The sequence below is a fragment of the Enterobacter cloacae complex sp. ECC445 genome (assembly GCF_021892025.1).
Lineage (GTDB): Bacteria > Pseudomonadota > Gammaproteobacteria > Enterobacterales > Enterobacteriaceae > Enterobacter > Enterobacter chengduensis.
This window is the reverse complement of record NZ_JAKLRZ010000003.1, coordinates 359,584-376,460: the sequence shown is the minus strand read 5'-3', so window position 1 is coordinate 376,460 and position 16,877 is coordinate 359,584. Positions and strand designations below refer to the sequence as shown.

Genomic DNA, 16,877 nt, shown 5'->3' with positions numbered 1-16,877 from the left:
CTGATTATGTTGTTGTGGGGATAAACATTGAGTAAACCGGGAAAAAGCATCCCCCTTTTCGGGCGAAAAGGGGGAGAGGGGCGTTATTTCAGCTCGTCGACCATAGTGATGGCGCGGCCAATGTAGTTCGCCGGGGTCATCGCCTTCAGGCGGGTTTTCTCTTCTTCCGGCAGCGCCAGACCGTCGATAAACTGCTTCATGCCTTCGGCGTCAACGCGCTTGCCGCGGGTCAGTTCTTTCAGCTTTTCGTACGGTTTTTCGATGCCGTAACGGCGCATCACGGTCTGGATCGGCTCCGCCAGCACTTCCCAGTTGTGATCCAGCTCGTCCAGCAGACGGTCGCGGTTCACTTCCAGCTTGCTCACGCCTTTCAGGGTGGACTGGTACGCAATCAGCGCGTAGCCAATGCCCACGCCCAGGTTGCGCAGCACGGTGGAGTCGGTCAGGTCGCGCTGCCAGCGGGATACCGGCAGTTTGCTCGCCATATGCTGCAGCACGGCGTTGGCCAGGCCCAGGTTGCCTTCGGAGTTTTCGAAGTCGATGGGGTTCACCTTGTGCGGCATGGTGGAAGAGCCGATTTCACCGGCGATGGTTTTCTGCTTGAAGTGGTTCAGGGCGATGTAGCCCCACACGTCACGATCGAAGTCGATCAGGATGGTGTTGAAGCGCGCGATGCAGTCAAACAGCTCGGCGATATAGTCGTGCGGTTCGATCTGGGTGGTGTACGGGTTCCACTGAATGCCCAGCGAGGTCACGAACTCTTCGCTGAACTGGTGCCAGTCCACTTCCGGATAGGCGGCGATGTGGGCGTTATAGTTACCGACCGCGCCGTTGATTTTGCCGAGAATTTCAACCTGCTCCAGCTGACGGTACTGGCGCTCCATGCGGTACGCGACGTTCGCCATCTCTTTCCCCATGGTGGAAGGGGTGGCTGGCTGGCCATGAGTACGGGAAAGCAGCGGAATGTCGCGGTATTCCACGGACAGCGCTTTCACCGCGTCGATGATTTTACGCCAGTAAGGCAGCACCACCTCTTTGCGCGCGGTAGAGAGCATCAGCGCATGAGACAGGTTGTTGATATCTTCAGAGGTACAGGCGAAGTGAATGAACTCAGACACGGCGTGCAGGGCAGGGACGCTTTCCACTTTTTCTTTCAGGAAATACTCAACCGCCTTCACGTCGTGGTTGGTGGTGCGTTCAATGGTCTTAATGCGCGCGGCGTCTTGTTCGCTAAATTCGGCAACGATTTTATCAAGGTAATCGTTTGCCTTTTCGTCAAAAGCAGGAACTTCCTTGATTGCTGCCTGGGCGGCCAGCTTTTGCAGCCAGCGTACTTCAACCTGAACACGGAACTTCAGCAAACCATATTCGCTGAAGATCCCGCGCAGCGCGCTGACTTTATCGCCGTAGCGTCCATCGACAGGGGATACGGCGGTCAGTGAGGATAATTCCATAATTCGCAACTCCGGGAGGTTAACAATGAGCAAGAATTTGTTTTGCCTGAGTGGTCAGGCGATTACGAGAAAACATTAACTGCAGGCGGCCACCGCCAACCTGGTGCCACAGCACGGCGGCGCGGATCCCTGCCAGCAGGGACGCACGCACTTTTGCCTGCACCTGTGGACTTTGCAGCACGGCAGGGGAGCCGGTGACCTGAATGCGCGGGCCGAGCGGGCTGATGACGTCAACGTAAATACCGGCCATGGCGCTGAGCAGCGTGTCGGACTGCAGGTCAAAATGGTCAAGCTGGCGCTGTAGCCCGGCAATGCGATCGCCCAGGGTATTGAGCGCGCCTTTTGCGGCGCTCAGCTTGCGCTCCAGCACCATCAGGCTCAACGTGTAGCGGGTCAGCTCTGCGTTTAATCCCTGACGGCTGCTGGCGTTAAGCACGCCAAGCAGGGTTTCAAGACCGAGACGAAGATTGGTTTCACTGCCGCCGAACACGCCCAGGGTCGAACCAGGGTTGAGATCGATAACGCTGTTCAGTGAAACGTGCAGGGCGTCAGCGTCGCAATGACCCTGATGCGCAAGCTGTTGCACCAGACGGGCAGACTGGCAAATTCCCGCCAGCGCCAGGGTGATGTCATAGTAGTTCTTCGCCACACGGTCTCCTTTATGTGAGCAATCGTATTAAACAGCAGGCAGCGGCAGGCGCTGTTCAATGATCCCGCCGCCCAGGCAGATTTCGCCGCTGTAGAAGACAGCAGACTGGCCCGGCGTGACGGCGGCAACCGGCTCGTCGAAGCGCACGTCAATGCGATCGTCATCGAGCGCGGTAATGGTGCAAGGAATATCGGTCTGACGGTAGCGTGTTTTCACCGTGCAGCGCAGCGTGCCCTTCAGCGGCTCGCGATCGACCCAGTGCAGCTGCTGCGCGATAAGGCCAACGGACATCAGACGCGGATGATCGTGACCCTGAGCAACAACCAGAATATTGTTTTCGACGTCTTTGTCGACCACGTACCACGGATCTTCGCTACCTTCTTTGGTGCCGCCGATGCCCAGGCCTTTACGCTGGCCTAAGGTGTGGTACATCAGCCCCTGATGCTGGCCAATCTCGTCACCGTCGACGGTGACGATTTTACCCGGCTGTGCGGGCAGGTAGCGGCCGAGGAAATCGCGGAATTTGCGCTCGCCGATGAAGCAGATGCCGGTAGAGTCTTTTTTCTTCGCGGTGATCAGGCCCAGCTCTTCGGCGATTTTACGCACCTGCGGCTTTTCCAGTTCGCCGACCGGGAACAGGCTCTGGGCGATTTGCTCGTGGCTCAGCGTGTAGAGGAAGTAGCTCTGATCTTTGTTGCCGTCCAGACCGCGCAGCAGCTGGCTTTTGCCGTTCACGTCTGCGCGACGCACGTAGTGGCCGGTCGCGATGTAGTCAGCGCCCAGGTCTTCCGCGGCGAATTCCAGGAAGGCCTTAAATTTGATCTCTTTGTTGCACAGGATATCCGGGTTCGGGGTGCGGCCCGCTTTGTACTCTTCAAGGAAGAGTTCAAACACGTTGTCCCAGTATTCTGCGGCAAAGTTAACGGTGTGCAGTTCAATGCCGAGCTTGTCGCAGACGGCCTGCGCGTCAGCGAGATCCGCTGCGGCAGTGCAGTATTCCTCACCATCGTCTTCCTCCCAGTTCTTCATGAACAGGCCCTCCACCTTATAGCCCTGTTGCTGCAACAGGTAGGCGGAAACGGAGGAATCGACACCGCCGGACATGCCGACGATCACTTTTTTTGGGCTATCTGACATTGGAATACTCACGACATTGAACTTCAAGGCGGCGTATTCTATCACGCCCCCCCACCATTGGCACCCTCTGTAAACGGCCAGTTAAATGCGCCGATGACATCCAGCGGCAAGCGGTCGGCGGACTGCCAGCAGCGAATGCTTTCCGCAACCAGCGGCGAGCGCAGGTTTGGCGCGTTCAGGATCTCGTCGGCAGTGACCCACAGGCAGCGGTCGATATCGTCATCCTGCGGCTCTGTGGCGCACGTTTCGCTAAGCTCGACGGCGAATAAGAAGCGCAGGAACGGAGTGCTATCGGGGGCGATCCACTGGTGCATGCGGATGAAGTGCTGGGGCTCTGCGTGAATGCCGGTCTCCTCCCACAGCTCGCGTTTCGCGGCCTGCAGGAGCGTCTCGTTGGCTTCAAGGTGTCCGGCAGGCTGGTTCCACAGCGCTTTGCCGTTAATGCTCTCTTCAACAACAAGGAATTTACCCCGGGCGTGGACCACGCAGGCAACCGTGACATGAGGTTTAAACATAGTGACTCCTTAAGGGGTAACGTCTCGCCATTCACCGTTTGCCAGCGTTTCCAGGGTGTAGCTACCCATAGCGTAGCGAATCAGACGCAGGGTAGGGAAACCGACGTGGGCGGTCATGCGCCGGACCTGACGGTTGCGGCCTTCATAAAGGGTAATTTTGAGCCAGGTGGTCGGAATGGATTTACGTTCGCGAATCGGTGGATTGCGCGGCCACAGCCACGCCGGTTCATTCACGCGTTCAATACCTGCGGGCAGGGTGGGACCGTCGTTCAGCGTCACGCCGCTGCGCAATTTTTCCAGCGCTTCTTCATCCGGCTCGCCTTCGACCTGGACGAAGTAAATTTTGCCGGTGCGTTTCCCCGGCTGCGTGAGCTTCGCCTGTAGGGCGCCGTCGTTGGTCAGGACCAGCAGGCCCTCGCTGTCGCGGTCCAGACGCCCGGCCGCGTAAACCCCCTGAACAGGGATGTAGTCCTTCAGCGTGCTGCGCCCGGCTTCATCGGTAAACTGCGGCAAAACATCATAGGGTTTATTGAATAAAATAACCCGCTTCGGCTGGGTTTCCTGCGGTCGTCTGGCGGCTTGTCGGGAGCTGAATCGCTCAACCCGGTGTTTTGTAAAAGAAGTTTTCTTCATGGTATTTTCAGGCGTTATCAATTGCCGCATTATAGCCTAATAACGAAGACCTTTCATGGCGCAGGACAATCAGGTACTATCGAAGGGCTCATTACAATTTATTAACATAAGATCAGTAACAACCAGAAGCGCTCGAAGGAGAGGTTAATGGAAAGCAAAGTAGTTGTTCCGGCGGAAGGTAAAAAGATCACCCTGCAAAACGGCAAGATTAACGTTCCTCACAATCCGATTATCCCGTTCATCGAAGGTGACGGTATCGGTGTAGACGTTACCCCGGCAATGCTGAAAGTGGTTGATGCCGCTGTTGAGAAAGCCTACAAAGGCGAGCGTAAAATTTCCTGGATGGAAATTTACACCGGTGAGAAATCGACTCAAGTTTATGGCCAGGACGTCTGGCTGCCAGCCGAAACGCTGGACCTGATCCGCGACTACCGCGTTGCTATTAAAGGCCCACTGACCACCCCAGTCGGCGGCGGTATCCGTTCCCTGAACGTGGCGCTGCGCCAGGAGCTGGACCTGTACGTGTGTCTGCGTCCGGTTCGTTACTATCAGGGCACCCCAAGCCCGGTTAAGCACCCTGAACTGACCGACATGGTTATCTTCCGCGAAAACTCAGAAGACATCTACGCGGGTATCGAATGGAAAGCGGACTCTGCAGACGCAGAAAAAGTGATTAAATTCCTGCGCGAAGAGATGGGCGTGAAGAAAATTCGCTTCCCTGAGCATTGCGGTATCGGCATCAAGCCGTGCTCCGAAGAAGGGACCAAGCGTCTGGTGCGTGCGGCGATCGAATATGCGATCACCAACGACCGCGACTCAGTGACCCTGGTGCACAAAGGCAACATCATGAAGTTCACCGAAGGCGCGTTCAAAGACTGGGGCTACCAGTTGGCGACCGAAGAGTTCGGCGGCAAGCTGATTGATGGCGGTCCATGGCAGAAAATTAAGAACCCGAACACCGGCAAAGAGATCGTCATTAAAGACGTGATCGCCGATGCGTTCCTGCAGCAGATCCTGCTGCGTCCTGCCGAATACGATGTGATTGCCTGTATGAACCTGAACGGGGACTACATCTCTGACGCCCTGGCGGCACAGGTTGGCGGTATCGGTATCGCCCCTGGCGCGAACATCGGCGACGAGTGCGCCCTGTTCGAAGCAACTCACGGTACTGCACCAAAATACGCAGGTCAGGACAAAGTAAACCCAGGCTCTATCATCCTGTCCGCAGAGATGATGCTGCGCCATATGGAATGGTTCGAAGCCGCAGACCTGATCGTTAAAGGTATGGAAGGCGCGATCAACGCGAAAACCGTAACTTACGATTTCGAACGTCTGATGGAAGGCGCTAAGCTGCTGAAATGCTCAGAGTTTGGCGACGCGATTATCGCGAACATGTAATCCAGACTCTGGGTTAAACAAGAGCGGGGGCCTGAGGGTTCCCGTTTTTTTTGCCTCTGCCTGCGGGAGACAACACGATGCTAGCCACCGTCCTTATCGCTGTCGTTGCACTCATCCATCTCTACATTCTCGTGCTGGAAATGTTCCTCTGGAATACCAAAACGGGACACAAGGCCTTTAATCTGCGTCCCGACTTTGCGCACGACACCCGCGTGCTGGCGGCGAATCAGGGGCTGTATAACGGCTTTCTGGCGGCGGGCCTGCTCTGGAGCCTCTGGCTCGGCGAAAAGGGCATTCAGGTGGCTATCTTCTTCCTGGCCTGCGTGCTGATCGCCGGGCTCTTTGGCGCAGCCACCGCCAGCCGGAAAATTTTGTATGTGCAGGCTTTACCCGCGCTCGCAGCGCTGCTTGCGTTACTTATCTGAAGCAACGCTTTGGTTGAGGTAACGCGTCCGATATACTCGTGACGTTACCTTCCTGGCTAGAGACGAGACTGCTATGCACAACGATATCCCACTGAAATACTATGACATTACCGATGAATACGCGACGGAAGCCGCAGAGCAGGTAGCGGAGTCAGAGCGCGACGCGCTGGCACACTATTTCCAGCTGCTGCTCACCCGCTTAGCGAATAATGAGGAGATCAGCGAGGAAGCCCAGCAGGAGATGGCCGCAGAGGCCGGGATCCGTGCGGGTCGCATTGATGATGTTGCGAATTTCCTCAATCAGTGGGGAAATGAATAGCCTGCCTCAAAAACCGTTATGCTGATGCTTTGCGATACAGCTCAGCATCACGCTATCGGACCACATGCATTTTTTTCGCAGAATATGCGAAGCAGGCTGGTCGATAAACAGCACGTAAATGACGGCCAGAAAAAAGAGAGCCATTGGGAAAAGTAAGGATAATTTCACATTTTTAACCAAAGTAAGCGTGTATTTCCCGGTAATCTACCGTCTGATTGTGACGACTATATGATTTTGCGTAAAAAATGGAAACGCCAAATTTAAAAAAGATCGCGCCGGGCTTCTGGTTATCGTGCGACACCGGTGAGCCGCTTCGCCAGCTCGCTTCGGGTAAGGGCTTTTGAGAAATACCATCCCTGGATCAGGGCATCGGGATATCTGTCAGCAATAAAGCGATATTGAATTTCATTTTCCACGCCCTCGAAAACAAGCGTTTTGTTTAGCTTCGCGAGGGCATCGCTAAAGATAACAAAGATGTTTTGCTTATAGTGCTCGCTAATGCCATCCACCAGCGACTTATCAATTTTTATCTCATCATATTCAAGCAGCGACAGGCGGGCGAGGTTTGAATTTTGCACGCCAAAATCATCAATTGATATTTTAACGCCGAGCGACGTCAGCTCCTGACAGAATCCCTCAAGGATATCCGCCGCGGAAACGGCTTTCTCGGAAAGCTCCACCTTCATCAGGGAGAGGGGGAGCTGGTTGGCTAAACACTCGCGACGCAAAAGGTGAATAAACTGACCGTCTTCGATTTCCTTGCGCCCAACGTTGAGCGAAACGATCAGCTGATGCTTTATTGCCAGCGGGGCAATTTCTGAAAGCGATTTCCCGATAATATTGCTGTAGTATTTTTTATACAGACCAATTTTCTTAATTAATGGGATAAACAGCTCCGGCGAGACGTCTCCGTGCTTCTGGTCCCGCCATCGCGACAGAACTTCAACGCCCACGATTTTTTGATCGCGAATGCGAATAATGGGCTGGTAATTAACGCTAAGGGTATTGGTTAACACGGCTTTGATCAGCGTGCGTTCCAGTGAAAAACGGTCTTCATAAATACGGAAGATAAATAGCGTTATCGCGAGCCAGATTAAATAAAGAATGACGGCAAGAAACGTAAAGATAAACGGGGGTAAGGAGGCCAGTCCAGCATCGTGATGTTTAACAATCACGCATAAATCCCACAAGGCGCTGCACTGTGTAATAGTCAGGGTGAACAGCGTCGAATGCAGCCAGCTTTGCGGCTGAAGCTCAGGGGCGGCGGCAAAAAAGGTCCGGCCAAAGTCCTTTGTGGTGGCACTCAGAGAATAGCTTGCGGTAACCGGCGTGAATTTATCGTAGGCATAGCGCGAGGTGAAGATAATAATATTATTATAAATGGCCGCATTGCCCGTGAAAAAGTCTTTCTTCGAAAACTGCGCCAGAAGAAAGCCTCTCGGCGTTTTATGCAGTTCTTCAGGAAGCGCTACGGGCGTCGCGAGCTTACCCCAAAAAGCGGTACAAACTATTTTTCCCTTTTCGATAAAGCCGATATCGCCGAAATAGAGGCTGTTGAGCTTTATTTGTCTGTAGCTATCAAGACTGGCTTTATCACATCCCTGCGTCGTAATGCTTTTGAGGCCCAGCGCCACGCTTTCGGACAGGTCTTCTGAATAACGTAATAGGGTACGGGATATTTCGAGCTGTTTGGTTTTCTGCTGGCCGATGATAACCGCATTGACCGCATACAGAGACAGGATGACCAGAAGCGTGGAAACGATCGCAACGGCAATGAGCTTTTTCATTTTCCAGTTATCCTGTCAGCTCCCTGATTTCACAAATCTTAACACAGCCAGGGCAGGGTACAAGCCTGATAGTCACAGCAGGTAATCACATTCAGGTGGGTGAACTCATGCGAAAGTATCAGTTTTTTGAGATAAATCTTAACTAAACTTTTTACATTACTGCAGCAATGCCGGGAGAGCCAAAGCCGCTTTTTCCAGATCTTCCATGCTTGTTTTTTCTATTAAGGAAAACATCGTGCGCAACGTGACGATCCCCCTTCTCAGCGCCCTGTTTCTTTTTCTGGGCGGCATGCTGATTATTAACTGGCAGCTATGGCAGATGGCGAAAGCGAGTAATATCCACGCCGCTACGGTGAGCATCCGAAAAATTGAAAACATTCTTACTGAAGCGGCCAGCGCGGCCAATACGGCGAGGCGCGTTGCGGCTCAAGGATGTACCCCCAGTGGACAGCTGGCGCTGGGGACAGAAGCCGCGCTAAAACCGCATCTGCGCGCCATCATGATCCAGCAGCAGGGTAAAATCATCTGTACTTCACTTCCCGGGAACGGCGTGTTGATTATTCATCCGGAGACGTTACCTGAGGAAAAATTAATGCTGTTAACGGGTAATCGACAGGTGAACGGCATTCCGGTGCTTGTCTTCCAGATGCCCATTGCGGGAGGGCGCGTTATCGTCAGCGTCAGTGACGCGCATTTGCAGGACGTCATCGCGAACGCATCAAACAGCGTTGACCTGGGGCTGGTGGTTGGCGAAAAAGTGCTTACGCGCAACGGTGACGTGACCAGCTGGAAAGCGGCCTCCCGGGCGGGCTCACTTACCTCATCAACGCAATTCCCCTTTAGTCTGGTATGGCAATCACCGGCCTTTTTTAGCCTGACGCGGCTGCTGCAGCAGGGTTGGAGCCTGATACTGCTTATTCTTGCGCTATCGGTGGCGGTAGGCATTTTGATCCGCCGTTACGCGGGCAAAAGCACCTCATTTGAAGACGATTTGCGCAAGGCCATTACGCAGGGAGAGATCGAGCCTTATTACCAGCCGATCGTGAACGGGGACACAGGCGGGTTGTACGGCGTCGAAGTGCTGGCAAGGTGGAAGCATCCAAGGTCAGGCTTTATTCCGCCGGACGTCTTTATTCCGATTGCTGAACGTAGCGGGTTGATTATTCCGCTGACCAAAGGGCTGATGGCGAAAGTTGTTACGCAGCTTAAGCCGCTTTTGCCTAAGCTACCGGACGGGTTTCATATCGGGGTGAACATCAGCGCCAGGCACATCAATGCGCCTTCTTTTATCGGTGACTGTCGCGTTTTCGGCAAGGGATTTCAGGGTAAAGAAGTCAAGCTGGTTCTTGAGGTGACCGAGCGTGAACCGCTGATCGATAATCCTCATCTGGTTGAAAATCTTAACAGGCTGCATAACGCCGGTTTTGTCATCGCCCTGGATGATTTTGGTACAGGCTATTCAGGGCTGTCATGCCTTAATGCGCTCGCCATTGATTATATTAAAATAGATAAAAGCTTTGTGAACCGGGTTTCGGATGAAAAGGACTCGACGATCCTGCTGGACTGCGTCATTGATCTGGCGAAAAAACTCTCATTACGCATTGTGGCTGAGGGCGTAGAAACAAAAGCGCAGCTGGAGTATCTCAACCGTAATGAAATTACGCTGTTGCAGGGTTATTATTTTGGTAAGCCTGTCTCCTATATCGATTTTATTAAAGTCATTTTATCTAAGCCTAGGGAGACCGTAAGTTTATAAAACGAATTTAAGACGAGCTTCTGTAGTATGCTTAAGTGCAATTCATTTTCCTCTTATCCTGAGCTTTGTTACAGTGACAAGAGTTGTCAGCCAGGGATGTCAGGCGTGATAAGGTGGAATAGCTCGTGCATGTGAAAAATACTTTTTACACAACAACCATTACCGTCATTATTGTCTCATTGATCATCTCGCTGTCGATTGCCGTCCAAATTGCCACGTCCAGACAGCAGTCAATCCAGCAAATAAATACCGGCGTCGCTAACCTGAGCCATACCCTCGATGTCTACACCGAGGGGATCATGCGCCAGAGTGAAATGGTAATTACTACCGTTTCCGACATAATCGAAATTTATGGTATGACCCCGCAGCAGGCGACCCATATTCAGCAGATGCTTAATAATCAGGATAATTTTCTTACCCAGATTAATAATGTGGTTGTTTACGATGCCAGGGGAGATATCTTTACCGCACTGCACGAAAGTTTTACCGGGCCACGCAAAGGTTCGGACAGAGAGTTTTTTATCTATCACAAGGAAAATAAAAGTCAGCAGATTTTTATTGGGGAGCCGGTGGTCAGCCGCACCAACGGTAAATGGGTTATCACCATCAGCCGACGCCTTGAAACCCCCGCCGGGGCATTTAACGGCGTCGTGGTCGTGACGCTGGGTATCGAAAATTTTCTGGCGCTCTACGGGCAAATTAATATCGGTCACTCGGGCGTCATCGGCTTAACGACGCAGTCAGGCGTTCTGCTGGTCCGTTATCCCTTTAAGAATACCTATATCGGCACGATTGTTTCTGATTCACCTCTCTTCAGGAAATACCTCAAGGTACAAAATACCGGGATAGCCCGTTCCGTTTCGCGGTTTGATAAAATCGAACGCATTTATGCCTATGAGAAAAACAGCCGCTACGGGCTGGTTACCACCGTGGCCGTCAGCATTGATGAAGCCCTTGAACCCTGGCGCAAGCAGGCGATTCAGCTGGCGGTACTCATTTTCGTGTTCACGGCGATACTCATCGTGGCGTCATACTTCCTGTATTCCGACCTGTCCCGAAAAGCAAGGGACAACAAGGCGCTAAAGATTATTGCCTCAGAAGATGCCTTGACGGGGCTGTACAACCGCCGCATTTTTGATGAAAAAATCCTCTCGGAAATCGCGCGTTGTGCCGCACATGAAGCACCGATTTCGATACTGATCGTGGACGTGGACTACTTCAAAAAATATAACGATAACTATGGTCATCCGGAAGGGGACCGTTGCCTGGCGCTGCTGGGAAATAGCCTCAGGGAGAGCCTGACCCATGATAACCAGATTGTGGCGCGATATGGCGGAGAGGAATTTGCGCTGATATTGCCGGAAACGAATATTCAGGAGGCAATTCGCCTGGCGCAGACGATTATTCGCAGTGTGTTCTCGCTCGAGATCGCCCATGCTTTCAGCCCCTTCGGACGGGTGACGGTAAGCGTCGGAATTTCAACCGCGCGCGCCGTCGACATCGCGGGCAGCCAGCAGAATATCATTATTGCCGCGGACCAGGCGCTCTATCAGGCAAAACGGGCAGGGCGTAACCGCTACGCGTTTGTTGGGGTCTGAGCAAAAAAAAGCCCACTCTACGGTGGGCAAGAAATACTGGAAGCAATGTGAGCAATGTCGTACTGAATACCCGAGTGTTTAACTCAACTATTCGGTGTTGAGAAAGATAATCTTTCTCAACAAAAGATGCAACCCCACAGTTTATGTGCCACGTTATTTTTTAGTGATGAAGAATTGCGCACTCTCTCATTGTGATGCCTATCACAAATTTCCTTTCTGAAATCCTGTGCTATTCTTTTTTGTGTCGTTGATTTAATGACAAAAACCATACAGAGAGGAAAGTTATGGGAATTTTATCCTGGATTATCTTTGGGCTTATTGCGGGTATTCTGGCGAAGTGGATCATGCCGGGCAAAGATGGCGGTGGGTTTATCGTCACCGTAATACTGGGTATTGTCGGCGCGGTAGTTGGTGGCTGGATCAGTACGCTGTTCGGTTTTGGCAAGGTCGATGGCTTTAACTTCGGCAGTTTCGCCGTGGCGGTGATCGGTGCGCTGGTTGTTCTGTTTATCTACAGAAAAATCAAAAGCTAAGGCTTACAGGCGTTGAAAAAGGCTGCCGAATGGCGGCCTTTTTACCTCCTGGCGTTTACCACCAGCCAAGCTGCGTGCCGGCAAATGCCGCGATGGCAACGAGCAGCATAATGACGGTTGTTTTCCGCATTTATGCCCCCGGAGCCGCGTAACCGCCGACAAAAAACCATGCTAAAAAAACCACCGCCGTGATAAATATCACGACCGGGAAGAGGATCCCTATTCTCATACCATCACCTGTTTCGGTTCCAATAACGCCGTAGAGTGTACGGGGTTAATCCATAGTGAGAAAGCGTGTTTTGCTTTTTCCTTTCTTATCCTGATACATCGCGACGTCCGCGGCGCGTAACGCGCTGTCTGGATCGGTTGCGGCGGGGTCCACTTCAATAACGCCGAGACTGGCTCCCGGATAAATAATATGAACGCTGCCCAGCCAGTATTCGCCAGCAATGCAGGCGCTGAGGCGCGTTTTGAGCAGCGTAATCCGCGCGTTATCCCCGTCCTCGTGGGGCTGGCTCAGCGACGCGACGAGAAACTCATCACCGCCCAGCCGGCCAATAATATCGTCCTGCTGTTTCTCTTCGGTCAAACGCTTGCCCACTTCAATCAGGAACTGGTCGCCAGCCTCGTGGCCGTAACGATCGTTAATCAGCTTGAAGTCATCCAGATCGATGAACGCAATGAGGGCATTTCGCTTAAGGTGCCGTGCCAGTGAAAAGAGGGTAGTCAGATCCTCAAAGATGGCGCGACGGTTGGGTAAACCGGTCAGCGCATCCGTGTAGGAGTGCGCGATGAGGGCCGCATTGGCTTCGCGAAGCTGGGTCACCAGCGACTCTTTCTGAATGGACTGGGCAATCAGCCCGGCGAAGAGCTTCAGCACCTGTTCACCGCGCTCGCTAAGCGGCTTTTTGGACGTGCTGGTGGCGCAGAGCGTTCCGTAGAGTGAACCATCCGCGAGATGGACAGGAATACTCATGTAGCTGGTAATGCCGAGCGCTTTCGCCGCTTCGCAGTCAGGCCAGCGCTCGGGAACGTCGTTGCTGAAAAGCGTATCGCTATCAAGCGCGCGCTTGCACAGCGTCTCATCCCATGGAACGCTCAGCCCCTCGGGTATTGTCATCTGCTTGCTGTTGCGGGCGTAGAGGATATGCTGCAGCCGCGCTTCGATATCCACCTTCGTCAGGTAGGTCGACTCCATGTCGGTGACAATCTCCAGCATCTCCAGCAGCTGGCGAACGAGGCTTTCAAGGGATTGCTCGGTGGCAAGGGTTTCTGAAACGCGAGCGAGGATAATATCCGACATGACGTAGAATGACTCCCAGGCAGAAGACGTCTGCATCTGCATGTTATGCTGAGTTTTTAGGCTTCAGGCATAGTAAAACATGAATACAGGAAATTTAATATATGCCGGGAGGGGGCAGCAGCAGAGAAAAAAGCCCCGTTGTTGAGACCGGGGCAAAGACATCTTGATTACGGAATGATGTTCTCTGGTCATATCGAGAACACGCCACACTATAGTGCTGAAAAGTGCAGTTAAAATGGAGAAATCATGGAGAACGCGGCGATGACCCGTTACCCTTAGACTGTAACGATGTCAAAAGGATCAATAAGATGAGATTTCTGCTTCTGGCGCTTGCGCTTCCCCTGGCGGCCTGCACCGCGAAAACCACGCCACCCGATGCGCCGAAACCGCCGCACGCTATAGGTATGGCGAACCCGGCTTCCGTGTACTGTCTGGAGAAAGGCGGGGAACAGGTCCCGGTTCAAAGCCCGCAGGGCGTACGCACGGAGTGCAAATTACCGGGCGGCGAAACGATCGATGAATGGACGCTCTATCGTCGCGATCATCCGCAACCCACCAGGTGACAGACCTATAGCGCCTGCGATACACTTCTCTTTAGGATTAATCTTAGCCAGTTTCTGGCGTTCGTTACCGCGAGAGAAGTATGTTTCAGCTAAAACCGGGCAGCATGGCAATGATCGTGGGTGCCCGCACGGCGTCTGGTCGTCGCAATATTGGTAAATCTGTTGAGCTGTTTGGCCTGTGCCAGCCTGGCCAGCGTTTCGTTAACCCGGTCAACGGCGTGATGACGCAATTACCGGCCACCGCCGACCGCGCGCTCTGGCTGGTGACGGGTGATGTTTACGCTTTTGACAACCAGCACGGCTTTGCGTTTGTCCGCGCCGAACATCTGATGCCGCTCACCCCGGATGACGCGCCGCAAATCCAGGATGAGCTGACCATCGGCTGATTACAGGCGGCGCAGCCAGTCGGCCAGGACCCGGGCGTGATTTTGCTCCGTGTTTTTGGCAGCAAAGAGCAGGGTGACGGTCTGCCCGTTCGCCAGCGTCGCCAGTCGCCTTCCCTCATCAGCATGCTGCGCCAGCTCTTCCCGATAGGCCTGACTGAAGGCGGCGAAATCAAGGGTCTCGCTATGAAAGGCCTTGCGTAATTCATTCGAGGGAGTGAGCGTTTTACACCACTCATCATAGGCGAGGTCCGTTTTCTTAACCCCGCGCGGCCACAGCCTGTCCACCAGTACCCGATAGCCGTCGTCCGGGTCTGCCTGTTCGTATACCCGCTTGCACTGAATCATGATTCCGCCCTCCCAATTTAAGGTATTGTGATAATTGCAAAAGATCGGTAGTCTGAGGTTCCTTATGTTATCTGATAATACTCTGGCATAAGGAACCTTTCATGGAACACCTCCCGGTTAAAACGACGCTGCGCATTGCCCTGGTTGGCGATTACAATCCCGCCGTTATTGCGCATCAGGCAATCCCGTTGGCCATTGACGACGCCGCCGCCGTCCTTGACCTCACCGCCGATTACGACTGGCTTGCCACCACGGAGCTGACAAGCCCCGAAGACCTGGTGGGCTACGATGCCATCTGGCTGGTTCCAGCCAGCCCCTATAAAAACACCGGGGCGGCCTTTATCGCCGCGCGCTACGCCCGTGAAAACAGCATTCCGTTTCTTGGTACCTGCGGTGGGTTCCAGCATGCGCTGATTGAGTATGCCCGCAATGTGCTGGGCTGGGCTGATGCGGCACACGCCGAGACGGATACCGAAGGCACCATGGTGATTGCGCCGCTGACCTGCTCGCTGGTGGAAAAAACCGATGCGGTTGAGCTGCGCAAAAATACGCTGATTGCGAAAGCGTACGGCAAGCCGGAGATTGAAGAGGGGTATCACTGCAACTATGGCGTGTCGCCGGAATTTGCCCGGGCGCTGGAGAGCGGTGATATGCGCGTGACGGGCTGGGACGACCAGGGGGAAATTCGCGCCGCGGAACTGGTTACGCACCCGTTCTTCGTGATCACCTTGTTCCAGCACGAGCGTGCTGCGCTGGAAGGGCGCCCGGTGGTGCTGGTGCAGGCCATGCTGCGCGCGGCGCGCGATTCATAATGCCGTCGTTTTTTTGCCGGGTGGCGCTGCGCTTGCCCGGCCTACATTTAGCGCGGCGCAATCTCCCGATCTCGCCCGGCCAGAACGCCGCAAAGAGCCATTATCACGGCGGCCAGGGCGCAGCCCAGAAGCGGGATTTGCCAGTCTCCCGCGCTGTCGTGAATTTTTCCCATCAGCGGCGGGCCGCAGGCGGCGAGCAGGTAGCCGATCGATTGTGCCATGCCGGACAGCGCCGCAGCCTGGTGCGCCGAGCTGGCGCGCAGGCCGATAAACGTCAGGCCGAGGATCATCGTTGCCCCGGAGCCAAAGCCAAACACCAGCGTCCACATTACCGCCAGATCGGGCATAAACCATAACCCCGCCGCGCTTACCGCACACATCAGCGCCGCCGCGCCGGCAATGCCCCGCTGATCTTTCAGACGGTGGAGGATTAGCGGCACGGCAAGCCCCGGCACCGCCGTGGCCAGCTGCAACAGCCCGTGAACCGAGCCAGCCTGCGCTTCACTGTAGCCGTGACTAAGCAGTATCGCCGGCAGCCAGCCGATGATGACGTAGTAAATCAGCGAGTTAATTCCCAAAAAGAGCGTTACCTGCCAGGCGAGCGCCGAGCGCCAGATCGCGCGATTGTGCAGCGCGCCAGCGCCCGTTACCGTCGCAACGTGTTTTTGTCGCCACTGCGGCAGCCAGAGCAGCAGCGCGATCAGCGGGAACACCATCAGCATCAGCAGCGCGCCGTGCCAGCCCGAATTCCCCTGCGCCAAAGGAACAATCAGCGCCGAGCCAAACGCCGCCGAGACGCCCATCGTCAGGGAGTAGGCGCCGGTGAGCTTCGCCACATGGCCCGGAAAGTCGCGTTTAATTAATCCGGGTAACAGCACGTTCCCGAGCGCAATACCGCAGCCGATGACTGCCGTTCCGATGAAAAGCAATGCGGCGGAGGGCAGGGAGCGAACGGCAATCCCGGCGCAAATCAGCAGCAGGGCGATAAACAGGCTGCGCTCCATGCCGATACGCCGGGCAACGCCTGCGGCGAGCGGCGAGACGAGGGCGAAAGCCAGCAGGGGAAGGGTGGTTAGCAAACCGGTTTGCGCCGTGCTTAAGCCATAATCAAGACGAATAGCGTCGAGCAGCGGGGCTGCCCCGGTAAAGGTGACGCGAAGCGTGGTGGCAATCATCAGGATGCCTGCAATCAACAGCGCGCCGTGTTTTCCTGAGGTGCGAATAGCAGTAGTCATTTTGTTCTCATACGTTCAAGCGAGCGCAT

Annotated in this window: 19 protein-coding genes; 9 read left to right on the top strand and 10 right to left on the bottom strand. The window is 54.3% G+C overall.

The window, feature by feature from the left end; translation table 11 throughout:
- Positions 1–83: 83 nt before the first annotated feature.
- From purB to rluE, 5 genes are read right to left on the bottom strand one after another with little or no spacing between them, the layout of a single operon-like run.
- Positions 84–1,454, bottom strand: a complete 1,371-nt coding sequence (purB, locus tag L6R44_RS05350) for an adenylosuccinate lyase (protein WP_008500757.1) — start codon at positions 1,452–1,454, stop codon at positions 84–86.
- A gap of 19 nt (positions 1,455–1,473) precedes the next feature.
- Positions 1,474–2,103, bottom strand: a complete 630-nt coding sequence (gene hflD, locus L6R44_RS05345) for a high frequency lysogenization protein HflD (protein ID WP_008500756.1) — start codon at positions 2,101–2,103, stop codon at positions 1,474–1,476.
- 27 nt (positions 2,104–2,130) lie between these two features.
- A complete protein-coding gene (mnmA, locus tag L6R44_RS05340) occupies positions 2,131–3,240 on the bottom strand; it encodes a tRNA 2-thiouridine(34) synthase MnmA (protein WP_237423496.1) in 1,110 nt (369 codons plus the stop codon).
- Between the two features lie 41 nt (positions 3,241–3,281).
- On the bottom strand, positions 3,282–3,755 hold the full coding sequence (locus L6R44_RS05335) for an NUDIX hydrolase (protein WP_045326999.1): 474 nt from the start codon (positions 3,753–3,755) through the stop codon (positions 3,282–3,284).
- Positions 3,756–3,764: 9 nt separating this feature from the next.
- The gene (rluE, locus tag L6R44_RS05330) at positions 3,765–4,418 is read right to left on the bottom strand and encodes a 23S rRNA pseudouridine(2457) synthase RluE (protein ID WP_237423495.1); all 654 of its coding nucleotides are present in this window, start codon (positions 4,416–4,418) and stop codon (positions 3,765–3,767) included.
- A gap of 117 nt (positions 4,419–4,535) precedes the next feature.
- Between rluE and icd the strand changes: the two genes are divergently transcribed.
- The 3 genes from icd (at position 4,536) to L6R44_RS05315 (ending at position 6,530) form a co-directional block, all read left to right on the top strand.
- Positions 4,536–5,786: an NADP-dependent isocitrate dehydrogenase gene (icd, locus tag L6R44_RS05325; RefSeq protein ID WP_237423494.1), complete on the top strand. Its 1,251-nt coding sequence runs from the start codon at positions 4,536–4,538 to the stop codon at positions 5,784–5,786.
- A 77-nt stretch (positions 5,787–5,863) separates the two neighbouring features.
- Entirely contained in the window at positions 5,864–6,211 is a 348-nt protein-coding gene (locus L6R44_RS05320; protein ID WP_237423493.1) for a DUF1304 domain-containing protein, read from the top strand.
- A 73-nt stretch (positions 6,212–6,284) separates the two neighbouring features.
- The gene (locus tag L6R44_RS05315; RefSeq protein ID WP_237423492.1) at positions 6,285–6,530 is read left to right on the top strand and encodes a DUF2543 family protein; all 246 of its coding nucleotides are present in this window, start codon (positions 6,285–6,287) and stop codon (positions 6,528–6,530) included.
- Positions 6,531–6,817: 287 nt separating this feature from the next.
- Here L6R44_RS05315 and L6R44_RS05310 read toward each other — a convergent pair whose 3' ends face one another.
- The gene (locus tag L6R44_RS05310; RefSeq protein WP_237423491.1) at positions 6,818–8,317 is read right to left on the bottom strand and encodes an EAL domain-containing protein; all 1,500 of its coding nucleotides are present in this window, start codon (positions 8,315–8,317) and stop codon (positions 6,818–6,820) included.
- Between the two features lie 235 nt (positions 8,318–8,552).
- Between L6R44_RS05310 and L6R44_RS05305 the strand changes: the two genes are divergently transcribed.
- From L6R44_RS05305 to L6R44_RS05295, 3 genes are all read left to right on the top strand, one after another.
- On the top strand, positions 8,553–10,073 hold the full coding sequence (locus tag L6R44_RS05305) for an EAL domain-containing protein (protein ID WP_237423490.1): 1,521 nt from the start codon (positions 8,553–8,555) through the stop codon (positions 10,071–10,073).
- Positions 10,074–10,198: 125 nt separating this feature from the next.
- Complete coding sequence (locus L6R44_RS05300) at positions 10,199–11,671, top strand: sensor domain-containing diguanylate cyclase (RefSeq protein ID WP_442876499.1); 1,473 nt, start codon at positions 10,199–10,201, stop codon at positions 11,669–11,671.
- Positions 11,672–11,955: 284 nt separating this feature from the next.
- On the top strand, positions 11,956–12,204 hold the full coding sequence (locus tag L6R44_RS05295) for a GlsB/YeaQ/YmgE family stress response membrane protein (RefSeq protein ID WP_008500746.1): 249 nt from the start codon (positions 11,956–11,958) through the stop codon (positions 12,202–12,204).
- A 130-nt stretch (positions 12,205–12,334) separates the two neighbouring features.
- On the opposite strand, the gene L6R44_RS05290 is transcribed toward L6R44_RS05295, so the two are convergent.
- A complete protein-coding gene (locus L6R44_RS05290; protein ID WP_014883431.1) occupies positions 12,335–12,433 on the bottom strand; it encodes a YoaK family small membrane protein in 99 nt (32 codons plus the stop codon).
- A gap of 45 nt (positions 12,434–12,478) precedes the next feature.
- Positions 12,479–13,507 carry a sensor domain-containing diguanylate cyclase gene (locus L6R44_RS05285; protein WP_237423558.1) on the bottom strand — a complete coding sequence of 343 codons (1,029 nt, stop codon included), beginning with the start codon at positions 13,505–13,507 and terminating at the stop codon, positions 12,479–12,481.
- A gap of 308 nt (positions 13,508–13,815) precedes the next feature.
- Between L6R44_RS05285 and L6R44_RS05280 the strand changes: the two genes are divergently transcribed.
- Both L6R44_RS05280 and L6R44_RS05275 read left to right on the top strand, forming a co-directional pair.
- On the top strand, positions 13,816–14,070 hold the full coding sequence (locus tag L6R44_RS05280) for a putative hemolysin (RefSeq protein WP_032639760.1): 255 nt from the start codon (positions 13,816–13,818) through the stop codon (positions 14,068–14,070).
- Positions 14,071–14,150: 80 nt separating this feature from the next.
- Positions 14,151–14,456, top strand: coding sequence for a periplasmic protein (locus L6R44_RS05275; protein ID WP_032639762.1), 306 nt, complete (start codon positions 14,151–14,153; stop codon positions 14,454–14,456).
- Here L6R44_RS05275 and L6R44_RS05270 read toward each other — a convergent pair whose 3' ends face one another.
- A complete protein-coding gene (locus L6R44_RS05270) occupies positions 14,457–14,801 on the bottom strand; it encodes a DUF488 domain-containing protein (RefSeq protein WP_237423488.1) in 345 nt (114 codons plus the stop codon).
- Between the two features lie 101 nt (positions 14,802–14,902).
- Here L6R44_RS05270 and L6R44_RS05265 point away from each other — a divergent pair, with 101 nt between their 5' ends.
- A complete protein-coding gene (locus L6R44_RS05265; protein WP_237423487.1) occupies positions 14,903–15,613 on the top strand; it encodes a CTP synthase C-terminal region-related (seleno)protein in 711 nt (236 codons plus the stop codon).
- A 47-nt stretch (positions 15,614–15,660) separates the two neighbouring features.
- Here the strand turns inward: L6R44_RS05265 and L6R44_RS05260 are convergent, their stop codons facing one another.
- Complete coding sequence (locus tag L6R44_RS05260; RefSeq protein ID WP_237423486.1) at positions 15,661–16,848, bottom strand: CynX/NimT family MFS transporter; 1,188 nt, start codon at positions 16,846–16,848, stop codon at positions 15,661–15,663.
- Positions 16,849–16,877 lie beyond the last annotated feature (29 nt).

Coding starts and splice junctions, on each gene's coding strand:
- purB (WP_008500757.1), bottom strand. CDS start 1,454: ATGGAATTATCCTCACTGACCGCCGTATCCCCTGTCGATGGACGCTAC.
- L6R44_RS05295 (WP_008500746.1), top strand. CDS start 11,956: ATGGGAATTTTATCCTGGATTATCTTTGGGCTTATTGCGGGTATTCTG.
- rluE (WP_237423495.1), bottom strand. CDS start 4,418: ATGCGGCAATTGATAACGCCTGAAAATACCATGAAGAAAACTTCTTTT.
- L6R44_RS05315 (WP_237423492.1), top strand. CDS start 6,285: ATGCACAACGATATCCCACTGAAATACTATGACATTACCGATGAATAC.
- L6R44_RS05310 (WP_237423491.1), bottom strand. CDS start 8,317: ATGAAAAAGCTCATTGCCGTTGCGATCGTTTCCACGCTTCTGGTCATC.
- L6R44_RS05270 (WP_237423488.1), bottom strand. CDS start 14,801: ATGATTCAGTGCAAGCGGGTATACGAACAGGCAGACCCGGACGACGGC.
- L6R44_RS05285 (WP_237423558.1), bottom strand. CDS start 13,507: ATGTCGGATATTATCCTCGCTCGCGTTTCAGAAACCCTTGCCACCGAG.
- L6R44_RS05260 (WP_237423486.1), bottom strand. CDS start 16,848: ATGACTACTGCTATTCGCACCTCAGGAAAACACGGCGCGCTGTTGATT.
- L6R44_RS05320 (WP_237423493.1), top strand. CDS start 5,864: ATGCTAGCCACCGTCCTTATCGCTGTCGTTGCACTCATCCATCTCTAC.
- L6R44_RS05280 (WP_032639760.1), top strand. CDS start 13,816: ATGAGATTTCTGCTTCTGGCGCTTGCGCTTCCCCTGGCGGCCTGCACC.
- L6R44_RS05335 (WP_045326999.1), bottom strand. CDS start 3,755: ATGTTTAAACCTCATGTCACGGTTGCCTGCGTGGTCCACGCCCGGGGT.
- L6R44_RS05265 (WP_237423487.1), top strand. CDS start 14,903: ATGGAACACCTCCCGGTTAAAACGACGCTGCGCATTGCCCTGGTTGGC.
- icd (WP_237423494.1), top strand. CDS start 4,536: ATGGAAAGCAAAGTAGTTGTTCCGGCGGAAGGTAAAAAGATCACCCTG.
- L6R44_RS05275 (WP_032639762.1), top strand. CDS start 14,151: ATGTTTCAGCTAAAACCGGGCAGCATGGCAATGATCGTGGGTGCCCGC.
- L6R44_RS05290 (WP_014883431.1), bottom strand. CDS start 12,433: ATGAGAATAGGGATCCTCTTCCCGGTCGTGATATTTATCACGGCGGTG.
- mnmA (WP_237423496.1), bottom strand. CDS start 3,240: ATGTCAGATAGCCCAAAAAAAGTGATCGTCGGCATGTCCGGCGGTGTC.